The organism is Rhodoplanes roseus (assembly GCF_003258865.1).
GTDB classification, from domain to species: Bacteria; Pseudomonadota; Alphaproteobacteria; order Rhizobiales; family Xanthobacteraceae; genus Rhodoplanes; species Rhodoplanes roseus.
The window spans coordinates 1-18,521 of record NZ_NPEX01000027.1 but is presented as its reverse complement, the minus strand read 5'-3'; the positions used below and the strand labels follow the sequence as shown (position 1 = coordinate 18,521).

The window sequence follows — 18,521 nt, the reverse complement described above, 5'->3', positions numbered from 1 at the left end:
GGTTCTTCTCGTGTCGCCCCGTTCGAGCGACGTAATGATACGATACGACGACACGCACGCGACGGAAGCCGGCCATGGTAGTTCTCACCGGGAAAGTGATATGTAACACATGGTGGCGCGTTCGTTCGAGTTGCACAACATATTAGATTCGAGGCACCGTTCTCCACCGATGAAAGTCCTGTTCGTCCACAACAATTTCCCCGCCCAGTTCAAGCATCTCGCACGCAGCTTGGTTCGGGATCCGGAGAATTCGGTCGCCGCGGTCGGCACCCGGACGGCGCGTGGGGTCGGTGGCGTCCGACTCTTGAAATACGGTGTTCAAGACACCGACACCTCGGTGACGCATCCCTTCGCGCGGCGCTTCGATATGGAATGCCGACGCGCCGAGGAGGTGCTGTACGCTCTCACGACCCTGCAGAGTTCGGGCTTCGTGCCCGACCTCGTCATAGCGCATCCCGGCTGGGGCGAGACGTTACCGCTCCGCGCGATGTTCCGCGAAGCCGGGATCGTGACCTATTGCGAGTTCTACTATGCCGCGACCAACCGCGATGTCGGATTCGATCCCGAGTTTCCAGTGCCCGGGCTCGACGGCCAGGTCGGCCTCCACCTGAAGAACGCCTCGACGCTTCTGGCGCTGGCGGACTGCGATATCGGTCTGTCGCCGACACACTGGCAGCGCTCGACGTATCCGGCACAGTTCCACGAGAAGATTCGGGTCGTCCACGACGGTGTCGACACCGACGCCATCAGGCCGGATCCCGCCGCCCGGTTCCGCCTGCCGTCCGGACGCTATCTCGGAGCCGGAGACGAGGTGGTCACGTTCGTGTCGCGCAACCTGGAGCCGCTGCGCGGCTTTCACGTCTTCATGCGCGCCTTGCCGTCGATCCTGGCCGCGCGCCCCAACGCCGAGATCGTGATCATCGGCGGCGACGACGCGGGTTACGGGGTGAGGGCGCCGGGCGGCGGCTCCTGGCGAAAGGCGATGCTCGACGAAGTGGGACCGTACATCGATCGCAAGCGGGTCCATTTCGTCGGCCGCGTGCCCTACAAGGCCTTCGTCAGTGCCCTTCAGCTCTCCTCGGCACACGTCTACTGGACGTATCCGTTCGTTCTGTCGTGGTCCCTGCTGGAGGCGATGAGTGCCGGTGGCCTGGTGATCGCCTCCGACACCGAACCCGTGCGTGAGGTGATCGACGGGGACACCGGTCTTCTCGTTCCTTTCTTCGACGTCGAAAGGCTGGCGGAAACCGTGGTCGACGCACTCTCACATCCGCGCCGGTTCAAGCAGATGCGCGCTCGGGCCCGCCAACGGGTCGTCGAGCACTACGACGCGGAACGGGTCTGTCTCCCTCGGATCATGTCGATTCTCAAAGACGAATCCCCGAGCTCGTCCGCCGTCACGGATGCTCCCGGATCCTTCCGCACACGCCGAGTTCGCGCGATCTCGTCGGGGACGGCGGACTGAGCGCCGCGTGATTCGCGGATACGACCGTCTCGTCGGTTGGCGCGGCTCACGTCGATTCTGAGTCGATAGGGCGTCGCGGCTGTGGTGTCGCCCGGCTCGCTCGACGAACGTCTACACCGCAGCGATCGACCGGAGCATGCAGCTCGAAGGCTGCGAATTCCGCCTACCATAGCGTTCATCGCCCGAGAGATGTCGCTATGCAGTGCTGAGACGCGATTCGAGATCTCGCATATGCGATAAGTAAGCGACATTCGAACTGTTCTCGGCAATGACCAGTAGACGCGAGATCGGAGGCCGTGATCACGTACGGATATTTACGCTACGACGCCGTTTAGCTTCCGATCGCTGCCGTAATAGCACGAAGTTACCGCGCGACTCCACTCGCCGTCCCTCCCGTAGAACCTGCCGCCTCCGATGTGTGCAGATTTATGACGATAATGAGAAATGAATTTGCAGGATTAGACTGGCAATTCATTAATTATCATATTGACGCGCGGGATAACGTCATCATAACATAGGAACCGAAGCGAGACATCTGCGGCGCAGGCGAGGCGTCGCTCCGTGTGTAACGCGCGGACACGACTGCGACTTATGAAGAGGGGCGAGACGACATGGCTGCTTCGTACCTGACACAGGCCGAACTCGAAGCGCAGTTGAGCGCGAACGGCAGCAATCTCGATCCGGCCGTCCAGCAGGCCATCATGGACACGCTCTACGGCACGTCGGGCGACAAGACCTGGGTCGAGGAAACGAGTTCGGTGCAGTCGATCGACCCTCTCACCGAGGCTCTCGATTTCACCGGATCGTACGCCGTCGTCGACACCGACACGGCGCCGAACCTTTCGGTGGTCATCGGTGACAACGCCGACGGCACCAACATCACGGTGGTGGGCACCGACGCCGAGCAGGGCGTGCTTCTCGCCGGCGGGATCGGTAACGACACGCTCAGCCTCTACGATTCCGCGGCCTCGACCATCATGGCGGGCTCGGGCGACGACTACGCGATCGCTGGCGACGGCGACTCGGTGTCCGGCGGTGACGGCAGCGACACGCTCGTTTCGGTGAGCGGCTCGGTCGGCGGCGTGTTCAGCGGAGACGCGGGCAGCGATCTTCTCGTCGGCGGCGCCGGCGCCGACAGCCTCTATGGCGGTGCCGATGGCGATACGCTCGTCGCAGGCACCGGAAGCCAGCTGCTGTCCGGTGACGGCGGCGACGACTACCTCGCCGATTGGGGCAGCTCGGGAACCTCGACGCTGGAGGGTGGCGAGGGTAACGACACCATCTACGGCGCCGGCTCCGACACGCTTTCCGGTGGGGCTGGCAACGATCGCCTGGTGTCCGCCAGCACGGCGGCAGCGGCAGGCGTGCTCTACGGCGACGAAGGGTCCGACATTCTCGTCGGTGGCGCCGGTTCGGATAGCCTCTACGGCGGCGCCGACGGCGACACTCTGGTGGCGGGCAGCGGCTCGCAGCTGCTGTCCGGCGACGGCGGCGACGACTATCTGGCCGATTGGGGTACGTCCGGTACGTCCACGCTCGAGGGCGGGGCCGGCAACGACACGATCTACGGCGCGGGCAGCGACTCGCTGCTGGGCGGCGAAGGCAACGACAATCTGGTCTCCTTCAGCTCGTCGGGCGATGCCGCTCATATCGACGGCGGCACGGGCGACGACGTGCTGGTCGGCGGTGCCGGAAACGACACGCTCATCGGCGGTGCCGATAACGACACGCTGGTCGCCGGCTCCGGCTCCCAGGCACTGTCCGGCGGCGACGGCAACGACTACCTGGCCGATTGGGGCACCTCGGGCACCTCGACGCTCGACGGGGGTGACGGTAACGACACCCTGTATGGTTCGGGTTCGGATCATCTGTTCGGCGGCGAAGGCGACGACAGCCTCGTGTCGTACTCCGGAACCGGCGATGGCGTGCTGGAGTTCGGCGGCGCCGGCGACGATACGCTGATCGGTGGCTCGGGTGCGGATTCGCTGTACGGCGGCAGCGACAACGATCTCATCATCGGCGGTTCGGGGGCGGGCCAGTTTCTCAGCGGTGGCGACGGCAACGACCGTATCGTCGATTATACGTCCGGCGCCTCGACCCTCGACGGCGGCGACGGCAACGACTGGCTCACGGGCAGCGGCAACGACACACTGCTGGGCGGCGACGGCAACGATACGCTCGAATCGACGGGTGGTGCGGAGTTGCTGTCGGGCGGGGTCGGCGACGATGTCTTCCTCGTCCAGAGCCACACCAGCCAGGATACGATCGACGGCGGCACCGGCTCCGACATGGTCGTGTTCGACGCTCGAGCCTCCACCGACGTCAACGATCTGTCTTACGACAGCAGCACCGAAACCTACACGCTCACCTTCAACGACGGCCAGGTGCTGGAAATCAAGAACGTCGAGACGCTGGTCTTCACCGACGAAGTCCGCACGCTCTCCTAAGCGGGCGTCCATCCGATACGAGAACGCCCCGGCATTCGCCGGGGCGTTTTCATTTCGGAGCCGTCGTGATCTCCCTGATTCGGCGCCTATCCGCTGTGACAGGGCGTGGCCTGTTCCGGCAGGCGGCGCGACAGCGATCGCGGCCGTCGAGCGGTGTCGCCGCAGCGTGCTTCATGCCGGACGTGTAGACCGAAACGCGCCGAGGTTCCGGATGGTTGTGCCGGGTCGTGCAGGGAGGTTCGGCACACGCATGTGTTACGCCGGACCCCGAAGATGCCCGGCCCCATTTCGATACGATTCACATGCCAATTTGATATGGTAGTACCGGCCGAGACGGTACCGGACGTTCCGGGATCGGCCTGTTCAACTCACGGACGTACCATGAAGCAGAAGCTCATCTCGCCGACACTCAACGGGCTCAGGCCGCTGTTGCCGGCCTATTCGATCCTGGCGATCTTCAGCTTCTTCATGCCGGTCCTCTACTTCGCCGGCCCGCTGTACATGTGGCAGGTCTACGGTCGGGTGATGATCAGCCGCAGCGAGTCCACGCTCTGGGTGCTCACCGCCATGGCCACCACGGTCATTCTCATGATGACGGTGCTGGAATGGGCGAGGAAGAAGGCGCTCGATCGCCTCGGCGTGTCCATCGATGCCCGCCTCAGCCGATCGTTCTTCGAGCTTCTGCACCGGCCGAAATCTTCGACCCGCGCAGCGACCTCGCCGACAACCCTGAACGACTTGAGCACGGTCCGCGACTTCCTCTCGAGCTCGTCGATCGCCGCGCTGTTCGATCTCGTCTACATGCCCGTCTACGTGGTGCTCCTCTGCCTGGTCCATTGGGTCTTCGCGGTGATCGCGATCCTGATCATGACGAAGATGGTCGTGCTCGCATTCCTCAACTACTTTCTGGTGAAGAGCGACAGCAGGCGTTACCAGCAGATGTCGATCCGGTCGCAGGAGTTCGGCGGCGCGATATCACGCAACGTGGAGACCATCAGAGCGCTCGGCATGTTGCCGGCGCTTCGCGAGCGCTGGTACGCGTTGCATGCCAAGATGCTCGGGTGGCGTGGAGCGGCAGGGCGGCGGACCGATGTCATCGCCAGTGTCGTGCGGTTCTTCCGCGTCATGCAGATGATCATCATCTATGCCGTCGGCGCTATGCTCTATATGGAGAACCAGATCGCGACGGCGTCGATCATGGTGGCGCTCCTGATCATCAATCGGGGCATCGGACCACTCGACAACGTGATCTCGAACTGGCGCGTCTATTCCAATTTTCTCGCGTCCCTGGATCGGCTGGACGATCTTCTGCGCGACGCCGGCGAGCGTCCGAAGAAGATGAGACTTCCGCGGCCGGAAGGGACGTTGACGCTGTCGCGGGTGTATGCAGGGCCGCCCAGCGGCGAGAAGATCGTGCTCAACGACGTCTCGTTTTCGCTCGCACAGGGGCGGACGCTCGGCGTCGTCGGGGTCAGCGGGGCCGGAAAATCCTGCCTCGGCCGTGTCCTCGTCGGCATCTGGCCGATCGCTCGGGGCAGCGTGACGATCGGCGACCACGAGCTGTCGCACTGGAGCGAGGACGATATCGGCCGTCATCTCGGCTACATCGGGCAGGACGTCGAGCTGATCCCGGGAACCGTGGCCGACAACATCGCGCGATTCGATCCGGACTCGCCCGAGCGCACCGAGAAGCTGATCGCGGCCTCGGAACTCGCCGGCGTTCAGGACCTCGTGAAGTCGCTGCCGGAGGGCTACAACACGCGCGTGGGCGTGGGCGGCCACGTGCTTTCCGGCGGCCAGCGGAATCGGATCGCCATCGCCCGCGCCGTGTACGCCGAACCGAGCCTCGTCGTGCTCGACGAGCCGAACTCCAACCTCGACGCCTTCGGCGAGCAGGCGCTGATGTCGATGATCCAGAAGCTGCAGGCCAGCGGCACGACCGTCGTCATCATCACCCACAAGGTCAACATCCTGAACTATTGCGACGACATTCTCGTCCTCAACGCGGGGGCCGTGCAGGCATTCGGCTCGCGCGACCAGATCGTCAACCGCATTCCGCGCCTGAAGGCGCCAACTCCGCTCACCGTGATCGAGGGTGCGCTGGAAAGCCGGAGGTCGTGAGATGGAGAAGGAGCGCGTCGAGGATCTGCCGGCGCCGGTCGCGTCGGCGAACTGGAAGCCCATGTTGTGGCTGGGGTTCTGTATCATCGTCTTCACGTTCGTCGGGCTGGGCGGATGGTCCGCCTTCGCGCGTATCGATTCGGCCGTGGTTGCCGGTGGTGCCGTGTCGGTCGAGTCCTATCGCAAGACGGTGCAGCATCTGGAGGGTGGGATCGTCCAGGAGATCCTGGTCCGCGACGGCGACATGGTGAAGGAGGGCGCTGTCCTCCTGCGGCTCGACCCGACGCGGAGCGGGGCTGCGGAGAGAACGGTGCGCCAGCAGGTCGCGGTGATGCTGTCGCTCGAAGCGCGGCTGTTGGCGCAGCGAGACCTGGCCGATTCTGTGCACTTCCCGGAGGAGGTCACGGCGATCGGGAACGATCCGCTGGTCGCCAGCGCCATGCTGGACAATCGCAAGCAGTTCGAGGCGCGGCGTGGGAGCCTTCTCCAGGCCATCGAGGTGATCGACAAGCTGATCGCCCAGGCCCGGCGGGAGGTCGAGCAGTCGCTGTCGGACCAGAAGACGGCCGGCGATCAGCTCGCGTCGATCGGACAGGAGCTGCCGAACCTCAGATCGCTTCTCGAGCGCGGCCTCGTCGCACTTCCGCGTGTCACCACGCTCGAGCGACAGCAGATGGCGACCCGCGGTGCTCTCGATACCGCGAAGATCAATTACGAGAAGGCGCAGGAGAAGATCGCCGAGCTCCAGGCCCGCCGCGAGCAGCTCCGCCAGGATTACCGTCAGGAGGGGGCGAATGGACTCCCCGATGTCCGCAAATCTCTCGGTGATCTCTCGCAGCAACTGCTCGTGGCGCAGGACGCGTTGAAGCGTGGTGAGGTGAAAGCGCCTGTCTCGGGAACGGTCCAACAGCTTCGAATCTTCACGGCCGGTGGCGTCCTCAAGCCAGGCGATCCGATTCTCGACATCGTTCCTGCGTCCGACACCCTCGTCGTACGGGCGAAGGTCGGATCGACCGAAATCGACCGCATCGTTCCCGGAATGCCGGTCGAAATCCGCATTCCCCAGTTCACCCAGTTCCAGATCCATCCGATCCTGGGCAAGGTGCGCAGCGTCTCTCGCGACACGCTCCTGGACGAGGTGACGCGTGTCCCGTACTACGCCGTCGAGCTCGGAGTGGACCGCGCCTCCGTCCCCCCGGAGATCGAGGACAAGATCTCGGCCGGAATGATGGTCGACGCGCTGATCCGGACCGAAGAGCGGACCGTCCTCCAGTTTCTCCTCGCGCCGTTGGTCAACCGGCTGGCGACGTCACTTCGGGAGCGTTGAGGCGGGTCCGTCGTGCCGCTCGCCGCCCGGCTCGGCGACGAGGTCCTCGGGATGGAACAGCAGTCCGTCATCGAGCGCGAGCGGAAACGTGTCCACGTGAATGAGCTGCTGAATCTGGAGATCGAGCGACGGCGCGGCCGAGCGTTCCGATGGTCGAGCGTCGGGAAGGACGCCGCGAGCGAGGAAGCGCTGCGAGAACACGGTGGCCACTGCGATATCGATCGTCCTGAAATCGTGGCGGGCCATGGCGGCGAGCGCGCCGTTGGGAAGTGCTGCGAATCGCTGGTGGTCGACCGTGAAATACGATGGTTCGCCGGTCGCCCTCGGGGCAGCGCCGTCCTGTGTCGCCGGAAGCTGCAACGGCACGAGAAGGTTCGCGATCATCAGCTGGTCGAGCGCGGTCGCGAAGCTGGCCTGACCAGCGGCGAGGGTGGCGAGCAACTTGTGGATCGCGATCAGTTGCGGATTGAGGCGCGCGCCATGCGCGATCTCGATCGGGCCGGCTGGGCCGACATGCGGCGAATCCGCCGGCAGCATCAGCTCGTCGAGCGGATCCCCGCCGGCATCGCGCAGCTGGAACGGGTGCACGCGGACGGCGAGCGGGATGTATCCGGCTTGCCACTTGAAGTGGGAATCGATCTGCGGTCGGCCGAGATACCGTGGATCAACCAGGAATCCCAGATGGGGGCGCGCCGCCTGGAACCTGACGGCGAGTGCCAGGCTGTGAGAACAGAGATGCAGCTCGCTGGACCCGACCGGCAGCCAGCCGATGTTCCTGATCCATCCCTGGTCGAGGGGAAGCGACAATCGCAGGGCGGTCAGCTCCCGCATCGGGCGTAACGCGGCCATCAACGCACCTCGTCTTGCGATGAGAGGACGACGTCACTGGCCGACGGAGGTTCAGAGTCCGTATCGTGCCGGGGCACCAGGGAGGCGGAAACGCGCGCTGCAATCTCCGCCGCTCCCTGGTTGCGCCGTTTCACGAAGGCGCGCGCGGTCACGAGCAAAAGGCCGGCCCTGAACAGCGAGATGCGATGTAGCGCGAGGAGCTCGGCAGCCGGAGCGCCGTGACGTGCGACGATTTCGCTGTACGCGCCGGTGTCGAAGGCGCTCTGCCTCGCGACGAGCAGATCAGGGATGCCGATTCGGGTGCCATCGATGTCGAAAGTCAGCTCCCAGGGTTCGAGCAGATCGGCGTCCACCAAGGACCGGCCGATCGCGTCGGTGAACGGGAGTTGCCGTTCGATGACGTCGAGCATGCGCAGACGGAGCGTCGTGGCGTAGCTCGGCCGCCCGTCGGTCGTGGTCACCGATGCGCCGACATCCGTCGGAGCGTCCGCGACGGCGTGGTCGAGCAGGCGAGTGACGCCGTCGCTTCCGGTGCTCGACGCGAGCAAGAACGGATAGGCTTGCAGTGCCAGGGGATAGGCGGCGCGGAACGCGGGCGTCTGTGCCTCCACGTCGTCCAGCAGCGCGCGCACGGCGACGAGCTCGGTGCGGCTCTCGCGCCGACGCCAGACGACGGGAAAGCACGAGGCCAGCCGAAAGGCCTCTCCCGCGACGATTGGAACGACGGCGGTATCCCGGGCCAGACGATATGCCGCCGGCGCGAAGATTCGGCGGGTCAGCGCGTCGCCTTCGATGATGGTGGGATGCTCAGCGGGTATCATGGGTCACCGATTGGAGCGCGGCGCGGCCGGGATGCCTAACGTTGCGCGGGGCGGCTGACGAGATCGTGTCTCCGGCGGCCGCGAGCGGCAGCGCAAAGAGACGATCATCCGGCGTCCTCGAACAGGTTGAAGCCGACCGAGCGCAGATCGGCCTGGATCACCTCCGGATCGGCGTCCTCCCTGAACGCGGCAGCCCAAAGATCGAAACGGCTTCGCGCGACGATGACGGAGGTGAAGCCGGACTCGAGGAGCTGCGTGCCGAGTCGTGAACAGGTGAAACCGTTGTTGTGAGCCATGTGGACACTGCCCCTCTCGATCGAGCGGCCGTGTCCGAAGATGATATCCGACACCGTGATCGGACCCGCCGGCGACGTGTAGACGACATGATCGAGACCGTGCTCGACGACCAGGGCCGCGACGGTCTCCAGGTCGGGCGACGTCACGAGAGCGAAGCCGTCCGGCTTGAGCACCCGGTGGAACTCGGCCAGTGCTTGTGGCACCTGATGTGCATAGAGATGCTCGAGCGTGTGGGACGACCATACCGCGTCGAAGCTCTCGGTCGGGCAGACAGCCGTCATGTCGGTAATGGACGCGATCACGTCCGGCTCGGTTTCGGGAGCGATGTCGAGCCGAACCTCGTTCCACAGCGTGCGTACGAACAAAGGATGTAGCTTTCTCGCCGAGCGCCGTCCGCTCCCCGCATTGAGGACACGCTTGGTCGTCTGCTGCAGGGACGGCGTCATAACGATGGTCACGAACGGCTATTCCGTCTCTATGAAGGCGTCGCCCGACCGAAATCGGGTGCAGCCCACGGTTTCGGGCATTCGGCGCGGCTCCGTCCACCGCCCTGGTGGTCCGTTGGTGAATTCCGGGCCTCCGGCCCGAAGTCTCTCGCGGACCTCAATCGTGCATCGGCGCAGCCAACCACACAACATTCGCGTTATCAACACGGCCGGGAGACACCACCCGTTCCACGAGGCGGCGGTGACGCAACGGTGTCTCCGTATGTGACGTCGATGACACATGCCGCTGGATGCGGTATCGATCGTGTGTGATATATTATCGTCACTCACGCGTGCTGTAACATGTTGAGTCTTTCCGAATGGTAGCAACTATGAGTCGTGCGAAGAAGGTGCCCGTCTCGTCGGCCGGCGGGGAGGTCGACGATGTGCGGGCGACGGAGGAGTCTTCGGGCTCGTCTCCGGATGCCTTCGAACTGAGCAACGAGACGCTCCCGTTTGCCAAACTGGAAGGCGATGGTGGAGTGTTCCGGGGCTTCGCCATCGATTACGTTATCCAGGCCCACGGTTTGGTGTTCCTGTCCGGCTGGGTGGCGGGCGGCAAGGCGGAGACGGTGCTGCGGCAGCACGACCGTGGCGCAAAAGCAGGCATCGGCGCCGTGACCTTCTTCCGGCGTCCCGATCTCGAAGCAGCCTATCCGTCGCCCGGGGCCAATGTTCGCGGCATGCTCGTGGTGATCGAGGTCGCGTCGGGTGCGATCTTCACGTTGTGCGGGACACGCTTCCTGCTCGCCTCGCCGGAGCCGGGCGCGCCCGGCCTGGAGCGCCTCCTGGCGGAGCACAAGGCGCGCATCGGCTTCCTCCTGCGGGTGACGGCGGATCGCCCCGGGCTGTGCGCCGAAATCGCCAGTCAGGTCATTCCGATCTCCAGTCCTCGGGCGCGTGGCTTCATCGAGCAGGCGAAGGGTGTCGCGGCCCACGGTGGCATCGTGGTCGGCTGGGTGGTTGTCTGTCCCGGCGTTCGTCTCGCGCTCGCGGATTCGGCCGGCAACTTCGCCTGGATGGACAAGGCCGTCCGGTGGCATCGTCCGGACATCGTCGACGCCTTCGGTCACGAGTTCGGAAACGACACGTTCAATGCGGGCTTCATGCACGCATGGCACAAGCCGATTCATATGGGTCAGGAGATTCGGCTGATCGCTGTCGATGGCGACGAGGCCTGCACGGCCGCCGTCGCCCGCTGGGACTCCGCTCCGCAGGAGCCCGTCAGCTTCGCCCGTTGGGCCTTCGCGCTTCCGACACCGCCGGACCGCTTCTTCGAACGGCTCGAGCAGCACGACGGCGCCATTATCGAGTCGCTGGTGCGGGCGAAGCTGTCCGGGCGGCCGCGCGACTCGATGGAGATCACGAATTTCGGGCAGCCACCCTCCGATCCGACGTGCTCGGTCGTGGTTCCTTTGTTCGGTCGCTTCGACTTCATGCTCAATCAGCTCCTCGCCTTTTCCGAGGACGAGGAGATCAGGGACGGCGCCGAGCTGATCTACGTCGTGGACGATCCGCGCATTCTCTCCGACGTGCGGCGGACGGCGCCGCGCCTGTTCGAAGCGAACCGCGTGCCGTTCCGGCTGGTGTCGGCCGATGACAATCGTGGCTATTCGGGCGCCAACAATGTGGGGATCGCGGTCGCACGCGCGCCGAATCTGCTGCTTCTGAATTCGGACGTGATTCCGATCGAGCCCGGATGGTTGGGAAAGATGCTCGGCGTGCTCGAAACGCGCGCCGACGTCGGGGCGGTCGGAGCGCGGCTGTTCTATCCCAACGGATCGATACAGCACGACGGCATCGCCTTCGCATGGGAGCCGGATCTCAACGCTCACGTGAACAAGCACCCGGGAATGGGGCTCGAAGCGGGCTCCCCGAGCGCCACGGCGACGCCTCGCGTCGCCGTCACGGGCGCATGCCTTCTCATGCGCCGGGCCGACTATCTCCGAATCGGTGGGCTCGACGAGGGATTCCTGGTCGGCGATTTCGAGGATTCCGATCTCTGCCTCAAGGTGCGCGAGGCCGGCTACGCGATCGTGTGCGTCGAGGACGTCCACCTCGTGCATCTCGAGCGGCAGTCGTTCGCCGCGATCGGTCAGGACAACTTTCGCAATCTCGTCGTCCGCTACAACGCCTGGCGTCACGAGAAGCGCTGGAAGGCGGCCATCTCGGCGATCCTCGCGTCCGGAAAGGCACAATGAAGGTTTTGGTGATCGCCCACGGGCACCCCGACTTCAGCGTCGGTGGCGCAGAGATCGCGGCATTCAATCTGTACCGTTCTCTCAAGGACAATCCGGCGGTTGAACGGGTCGACTTCCTGGCGCGCACCGACCTCCCATCGGTCTCGCACGGCATGATCGCCATGCGGCGTGCCAACGAGTATTTGTGGCGCCAGGACATGCACGACTGGTTCCTGCTGCGCAGCGCGTATCCGAACGGGATCTACGAGTCGTTCCGCAGCTTTCTCAGGATGAAGCGTCCGGACGTGATCTACGTCCATCACTACGCGCATATCGGGCTGGAGATGCTGCGCGAGCTCCGGCGCGAACTGCCGGACGCGTTCATCTGCCTCACCCTGCACGAGTACATGGCGATCTGCCTCAATCGCGGCCAGATGGTAAAGGCGCGCAGCAACCGGCTTTGCCACAAGGAAAGCCCGGAGGAGTGCAGCAACTGCATGCCTGAGCGGAACGCCGAATCGTTCTGGCTGCGCAAGCACTACATCCAAAAGCATTTCGAGGCGGCGGACATGTTCGTCTCGCCGTCCGAGTTCCTGCGGCAACGCTACATCGCGTGGGGGATCCCGCCGGAATACATCGTGGTGATCGAGAACGGGCAACCGCAGTTCGCGCCGCGTGCGATGTCGTCGGAGAGCCAGAGTCTGCGCCATCGTTTCGGGTTCTTCGGGCAGATCACCGAGTTCAAGGGCGTCGACATCCTGCTGCAGGCCATGCATCTGATGCGGCCCGACATCCGACGGACCCTCCAGGTGGAGATTCACGGTGCCAATCTCGAGCAGCAGGAGCCGAAGTATCAGGAACTAATCGAGAAGCTGAGAGCACCGCTGATCATCGAGGGATGTCTCCGCTGGGTCGGTGCCTACGAGCCCCACGAGCTGCCCAAGCGGATGAGCCGCGTCGGCTGGGTGGTGGTCCCGTCGATATGGTGGGAAAACTCGCCGATGGTCATCCAGGAGGCCTTCTGCTGTCGCCGCCCGGTGATCGCCGCGGGGATCGGTGGTATGGCCGAGAAGGTCCAGCACGGCGTGACCGGTCTTCACTTCGAGGCGCGGAGCCCCGTCGATCTCGCCGACACCCTGGCCGAGGCGGTCGGCACCACAGGGCTGTGGGAGCGGCTCGCATCCAACATCACGCAACCGATATCCTACGACGAGTATGCCGTCGCATATCTCGGGCTGGCGCGGGCCGGTTGAGGCCCTGCGCCGTTTCGACTACGATCGTAGCATATCGCAAAGTTCAAGACGGGAGTAACGATGCAAGCGCGGAAGCCGAACATTCTCGTGATGATTCCGGCAGGTAAACGGTACGAGCACGACAAGATCATGATTTATGATCAGGTCCGCTCGGACTATATCAATAGCTATTTCAACACGGGCGACATGATGGTGTACGACTCCACCCTCAAGCTGCTCGATTTCGCCGATCTGGACGTCCTCAAGATCGCCAATCCGACCGAAGCCGACATCGCCCGGTACAACCAGATTTTCGACTACGTCGTGCTCCGCGCATCGAACTTCATCCACGAGTACATGCGGTGGGAAAAGGCCGAGTGGGTGCTGAAGCAGCTCAAGATCCCGGTGTACGCCATCGGGGTGGGCGCGCAGGCCGAGGCCAAGCGAAAGATCGAGCTTTCGGACGAAAGCCGGCGAATCTGGTCGCTGATCGCCGAGCGCAGCGCTGCGATCGGCGTCCGTGGAACGTTTTCGGCGGAGGTCCTGGCCGACAACGGCGTCAAGAACGTCGAGGTCGTCGGATGTCCGTCGCTGTTCCGGAATCGCGATCGCAACCTCAAGCTCGCACTCAAGCCGCCGGCGGACACCAAGCGGATCGCCTTCAGCCTGCGTCGGGAGACGAGCCACTATTACGCCGAGGACACGAAGTCCTTCACGGCCCTGCAGCGGGACTTGCTGCTGCGGGTCGCCGGCCAGTACGAGACCACGATCACGATTCACGGTGAGCCGGAGGAGAAGGCTTTCTTCGCCAAGGACGAAGCGGCGATCGGCCGGGCGACCGAGGCGCTTCGCAAGAATGCCTGGTTCACTCCGGAATACGAGCCGCGGCTGACGGAGTTGTACCGCGAGCATCTCTTTCTGAACGACCGCGTCGAGGACTACGACGCGATGATCCGTAAGCAGGACTTCGCCATCGGATACAGGGTGCACGGCGTGCTGCCCGCTCTCGCCAACCGGGTGCCCGGCGTGGTGGTGAGCTACGACACGCGGTCGAGCGAGCTCGCAGAGACGTTCTCTATCCCGACCTACTCGGCCCAGACGATTCTCGAGAAGCCGATCGAGGCTGTGCTCGATCCCGCGCAGTTCGATTCGTTCAAGAAGAACTTCGGCGCGAACTACGACAGGTTCAAAGGGTTGCTGAACCGCTGCAAGATCCCGAACAGGATGTGATGGACGTGATGAACCAGCTTTCCAACATGCGATGTGACGAGCGGCGGCCGACGACGGCGATCGGCGGCGGCTCGGTCGGAGGCGCTTGCGCATGATCGGCGTTCTGGCTGCGAACGACGGGACCGCCACCAACCCCGACGTTCAGACCGCGGCGGGGCTCATGCGCGTGACCGGCCGCAACGTCGGCAATCTCGCGTTCTGGTACACGGCCCGTCGGCTGTTCGACGAGGAGGTCACCTTCATCCCCTGGAAGACGGCCGGCACGTCGCTTCCCAAGGGGCTCAAGGCTTTCGTCATTCCGGCCGCGAACTTCATCGGAACGCATTCCAACCTGGCACCGATCACCGAGATCGTCCGCGAGCTGGATCTTCCGGTCGCGATCTTCGGCCTCGGAGCCCAGTCGGAACGCGACGACGTGATCCCTCCGGTCTCCGAGAACGTGAAGGAGTTCCTGGTCGAGGTGTCGTCCCGCACGCCTTTCGTCGGTGTGCGGGGCGACTATTCGGCCAAGGTCTGCCGGGCTCTCGGCGCCGACAATGTCGAAATTCTCGGGTGTCCGTCCGTGCTGATGAATTCGGACCGGAATCTGGGCAAGACGGTCGCCACGAAGATGAAGGAGCTCGTGCCGACGAGTGTCGCGGTCCATGCCGCATGCCGGAAGGGGAATCTCGCCAGCGTCGAGCGCGAGCTCGTCCGGCTGTCTCTGTTGAACCGCGGCTCGTCCTACATCGTTCAGCGTCCGCCCGAGCTGATCGCCGCGATGTATCGCGAGACCCTCGGTCCGCAGGACGCCGCCTATTTCGGCGAGGTCGCCGGCTTCCTCAACATGTCCGTCCAGGATCTGACGGACTACCTGCTTCAGTACGGTCACGTTCCGACCAGCGTTCCGTCGTGGCAGGTCTACCTGAAGCGCTTCTCGTGCTCGATCAACACCCGGATCCACGGAACGATGATCGCGTTTCAGTCGGGCATTCCCTCGCTTTGTGTCGTTCACGATACCCGGACGCGCGAACTGGCGTCGACGCTCCGGCTTCCTCATCTGGAGACGACGAAGTTCATCGAGCATCGCTACGATTTGAAGCAGATGTTCAACGCGACGAACTTCGACCCGGTCGCCTTCGAGAGCCGGCGCTCCGAGGTGGCCGGACGGTATGTTTCGCTGTTTCGGGAACTCGGGCTCAAGCCCTCCAGGCATTTGAACAGCTTCCTCTGATCCGCGAGTGGCCTGGAGGCCTGGGGCCGGACGGGGAGGCGGCAGGTCGTTCGTCTCGGAGGCCGGGATGCGGGCTGCCGTGGAGGTGTCGAGTAACGCCATGCAGCATCGTTCGCGAACCATAGAGCTCGTTCACAAGGCCTACGTGACTCCGCTGACCTTCTTGAATGCGGCGTCCGCCGGAAAGCCAGGGGAGTTCGACGGCGGCGTGCTCTACGAGACCGGCGCCGTGTGCCAGGCCGGCGTTCAGATCAAAGGGTCGTACAAGAACGTCACGAAAGCCGTGGTCGATGCGGACGTGCAGCATGTTCCGGGGCATCACGTCTTCGGTGGGATGGTGCAGAACACGCATTTCGGGCACTTTCTCGCCGAGAGTCTCTCCCGGTTGTGGGCCCTCCAATATCTCGGCGGTTCGTTCAGGAGCATCGTCTTCTACCCTCGGGTCAGGGGAAAGGATGCGCCGAGTTGGGTCAGGGACCTGATCGGACTGATCGATCCGAGCCGGGAGCTGGTGCTGATTCCGGAAGTGTCGCAGTTCGAGGTGCTCGCGGTTCCGGCACAGATCGTCCACACGAACGGATTCATCTACGGTGATCCCGCCATCCGGGCGATGTGCGAGCCGCTCCGCCGGGTGACGGCCGATCGAGCCAAGAAGCTCTACGTGTCGCGTTCGGAACTCAAGCCGCACGAAGGGGGCGTTTTGCTCGAGAAACTCATCGAGCAAAATCTCCAGGAAGAGGGCTACGAAGTCCTGCATCCGCAGAAGGCCTCGATCAGGACACAGATCGAAGCCTACAACGCCGCCGACAAGCTGGTGTTCGCGGAAGGGTCGGCGATCCACCTCTACGCGCTGGTCGCCCGTCCTGAGCAGAGAGCCTTTGCAATCTGGCGACGGAAGATGCCGACCACGTTCGACTGGCAATTGAAGTCGTTCGGCGCCACCGGCATTTCTGGCAAGTCGTCCATCCGGGAGCTTTGGGTCCCGGATATCCCGTTTGGTGCGATGACCCGCACCAAAGCGAACATCGATTTCGACGACCTTCGGGCCCAGCTCGTCGCCGGTGGTTTCATCAAGGGCGACCGGTGGGGCCGGCCGCGCGCCGACGAGGTCGACGCCGAGCTGGCGCGCCTCCAGGCGGAAAACAAGGCGAAGTACGTCGTCGGGGCTCCGCCCTGATCAGTCGAGCTTCAGCGGCATGTACCAGATGTCGCGATTCATGGTACCGCGCCCGTTGTCGAGGTGCGCGATCGTGAACAGGAGAACCGGCGCCTCGCCGTCGACCGTCTCGAAGTTTCGCGTCTTGCTCTGCGGATCCAGGAGCGACGGGTATCCCCAGACCTGATCCAGACGCTCCTCACGCGGCTTCGTAGGCGCCGCTGTGATGCGGGCGGGCCTGCTCCAGTTCAGCAGGTCGGTCGACGTGGCATAATAGAACCCGGGCACCGGCTTTTCGTCTCCGGGCAGCAGATGACGGCCGGCGAACACGGCGATCCATCTGTCGTGCCGCGGCGAGTAGGTGATCGACCGCACCTCGCTGGTCAGTCCCTTGATGCGGGGGCACGGCGTCGGAGTGCTCGGAGAGCGCATGTCGATCGAGAAGCGCTCTCCGTCCCAGGCACGCCAGAGGCCGGGGTCCATCGGATCGGACGTTCTGAACAGGCAGTTTCCGGTTTCTTGCACACCCCAGGCCTGCGTCGCCGCGATCATGTAGTAGCCGTCGTCGCGATGGACGATGTTCGAGGTGGTGAAGACGCCGTAGCGGCCTTTCGCGGTCGGCGGATACGCGTCGCCGAGCGTCGCGACGGTCCGGCGGTCGGGAGGCGCGAGACTGAAATGGGCGCCCATGTCGTCCGACGAGGCGGACAGAATTTGATTGACCCAGCAGCGGCCTGGTTCGCCTCGCGGGTCGCATCCGGCGCGCTTGAAATCGGCACTGAGGTCCTGACTCACCAGGGCGGCGATCTTGGTGCCGTCGAACGTGTAGGTCGCCTGAATCCAGAGCCGCCCCGTCCCGAACGGATAGTCCGTGCTGCGCATCATCACGCGGCAGGATACGCGGAGGTTGTGAAAGTCCGGCCCGACGAGCGACCAGTTGGTCCGGTGCGTGGCGATCAGAACCATTTCCCCGTCGGCGCGTCGAAAGGCGCGGGCAGGGGAGTCCGGGATGAACTCGTCCTCGCAGCGTTGCGTCTGCCAACTGTAGAGCACCTCGGGGGCGCCAGCCGGCGCCAGGTGCGGCTCCGCGCCGGCGCGGGCGGTGACCGGCACGAAGGCTGTCAAGACCGACAGCAACGCAGCGGCGATCCGGCAAGAAGCCGGCCCCGGACCGGCAGGGTTGCGAATGCCCCAGGCGCCGCAAGCGGGGCGGCTGGAGGAAAGCGAAGCCGTCGCGCGAGACATGCGCGATCGAAGCGGGTCGACGGGGAGGCGCGGAGTGTCGATCATCGGATGCCATGGTGTCGTATTGACGATCGTGTCGTCGGTCGGGATCTCGGAACGGCCGCGTCTCATCACCTGCCGCCTCATTCGGACGTTTTTGCGATGCATCTAACGTCACATTGACATACCATAAGCAAGGTGCATAACACTTGATGAAGGCGGCGGCCGCATGGTCATGCAATCGATCGGGAGTGAGCCTCGTTTGTCCTCCTCGTCTGTTCCTTGTTTGTTTATTCCGCGTCGGTTTTCGGATTCGCGGGGTTGGTTCTGCGAGACGTACAACGCGGGTCGGCTGGCCGGGGAGGGGGTCGATGTGTCGTTCGTGCAGGACAACCAATCCTACTCGGCGCGGCGCGGGACGGTGCGTGGGCTGCATTTCCAGGTTCCGCCGCACGGGCAGGGGAAGCTGGTGCG

Annotated in this window: 14 protein-coding genes; 10 read left to right on the top strand and 4 right to left on the bottom strand. The window is 64.2% G+C overall.

Features of this window, described 5'->3' with window-relative positions:
• Nucleotides 1–109: 109 nt before the first annotated feature.
• From CH341_RS06235 to CH341_RS06220, 4 genes are all read left to right on the top strand, one after another.
• Nucleotides 110–1,465 carry a glycosyltransferase gene (locus tag CH341_RS06235; RefSeq protein WP_245430906.1) on the top strand — a complete coding sequence of 452 codons (1,356 nt, stop codon included), beginning with the start codon at nt 110–112 and terminating at the stop codon, nt 1,463–1,465.
• Between the two features lie 611 nt (nt 1,466–2,076).
• Complete coding sequence (locus CH341_RS06230; RefSeq protein WP_111418167.1) at nt 2,077–3,912, top strand: calcium-binding protein; 1,836 nt, start codon at nt 2,077–2,079, stop codon at nt 3,910–3,912.
• A gap of 105 nt (nt 3,913–4,017) precedes the next feature.
• On the top strand, nt 4,018–6,033 hold the full coding sequence (locus CH341_RS06225) for a type I secretion system permease/ATPase (protein ID WP_170149497.1): 2,016 nt from the start codon (nt 4,018–4,020) through the stop codon (nt 6,031–6,033).
• Between the two features lies 1 nt (nt 6,034).
• Entirely contained in the window at nt 6,035–7,360 is a 1,326-nt protein-coding gene (locus tag CH341_RS06220) for an HlyD family type I secretion periplasmic adaptor subunit (protein WP_111418165.1), read from the top strand.
• Here CH341_RS06220 and CH341_RS06215 read toward each other — a convergent pair.
• The 3 genes from CH341_RS06215 to CH341_RS06205 form a co-directional block, all read right to left on the bottom strand.
• Nucleotides 7,343–8,191, bottom strand: a complete 849-nt coding sequence (locus CH341_RS06215; protein WP_170149496.1) for a SapC family protein — start codon at nt 8,189–8,191, stop codon at nt 7,343–7,345. The two genes, CH341_RS06220 and CH341_RS06215, sit on opposite strands and share 18 nt — an antisense overlap.
• A gap of 17 nt (nt 8,192–8,208) precedes the next feature.
• The gene (locus tag CH341_RS06210) at nt 8,209–9,030 is read right to left on the bottom strand and encodes a SapC family protein (protein ID WP_111418163.1); all 822 of its coding nucleotides are present in this window, start codon (nt 9,028–9,030) and stop codon (nt 8,209–8,211) included.
• Between the two features lie 104 nt (nt 9,031–9,134).
• Nucleotides 9,135–9,629: a class I SAM-dependent methyltransferase gene (locus CH341_RS06205; protein ID WP_245430905.1), complete on the bottom strand. Its 495-nt coding sequence runs from the start codon at nt 9,627–9,629 to the stop codon at nt 9,135–9,137.
• 665 nt (nt 9,630–10,294) lie between these two features.
• Between CH341_RS06205 and CH341_RS06200 the strand changes: the two genes are divergently transcribed.
• The 5 genes from CH341_RS06200 (at nt 10,295) to CH341_RS06180 (ending at nt 16,844) form a co-directional block, all read left to right on the top strand.
• Entirely contained in the window at nt 10,295–12,013 is a 1,719-nt protein-coding gene (locus CH341_RS06200; protein ID WP_170149495.1) for a glycosyltransferase, read from the top strand.
• Complete coding sequence (locus tag CH341_RS06195; RefSeq protein WP_111418160.1) at nt 12,010–13,245, top strand: glycosyltransferase; 1,236 nt, start codon at nt 12,010–12,012, stop codon at nt 13,243–13,245. The genes CH341_RS06200 and CH341_RS06195 overlap by 4 nt, the downstream gene beginning before the upstream one ends.
• 60 nt (nt 13,246–13,305) lie before the next feature.
• Nucleotides 13,306–14,454 carry a polysaccharide pyruvyl transferase family protein gene (locus tag CH341_RS06190; protein ID WP_111418159.1) on the top strand — a complete coding sequence of 383 codons (1,149 nt, stop codon included), beginning with the start codon at nt 13,306–13,308 and terminating at the stop codon, nt 14,452–14,454.
• Nucleotides 14,455–14,545: 91 nt separating this feature from the next.
• Nucleotides 14,546–15,667 (top strand): polysaccharide pyruvyl transferase family protein, encoded by a 1,122-nt coding sequence (locus CH341_RS06185; protein WP_111418158.1) that lies wholly within the window; start codon nt 14,546–14,548, stop codon nt 15,665–15,667.
• A gap of 67 nt (nt 15,668–15,734) precedes the next feature.
• Nucleotides 15,735–16,844 (top strand): glycosyltransferase 61 family protein, encoded by a 1,110-nt coding sequence (locus CH341_RS06180; RefSeq protein WP_111418157.1) that lies wholly within the window; start codon nt 15,735–15,737, stop codon nt 16,842–16,844.
• On the opposite strand, the gene CH341_RS06175 is transcribed toward CH341_RS06180, so the two are convergent.
• Nucleotides 16,845–18,179 (bottom strand): hypothetical protein, encoded by a 1,335-nt coding sequence (locus CH341_RS06175; RefSeq protein WP_146604390.1) that lies wholly within the window; start codon nt 18,177–18,179, stop codon nt 16,845–16,847. It abuts the gene before it with no gap.
• 97 nt (nt 18,180–18,276) lie between these two features.
• On the opposite strand from CH341_RS06175, the gene CH341_RS06170 reads away from it, so the two are divergent.
• A partial coding sequence (locus tag CH341_RS06170; RefSeq protein ID WP_342635001.1) for a dTDP-4-dehydrorhamnose 3,5-epimerase family protein occupies nt 18,277–18,521 on the top strand: 245 nt, incomplete at its 3' end.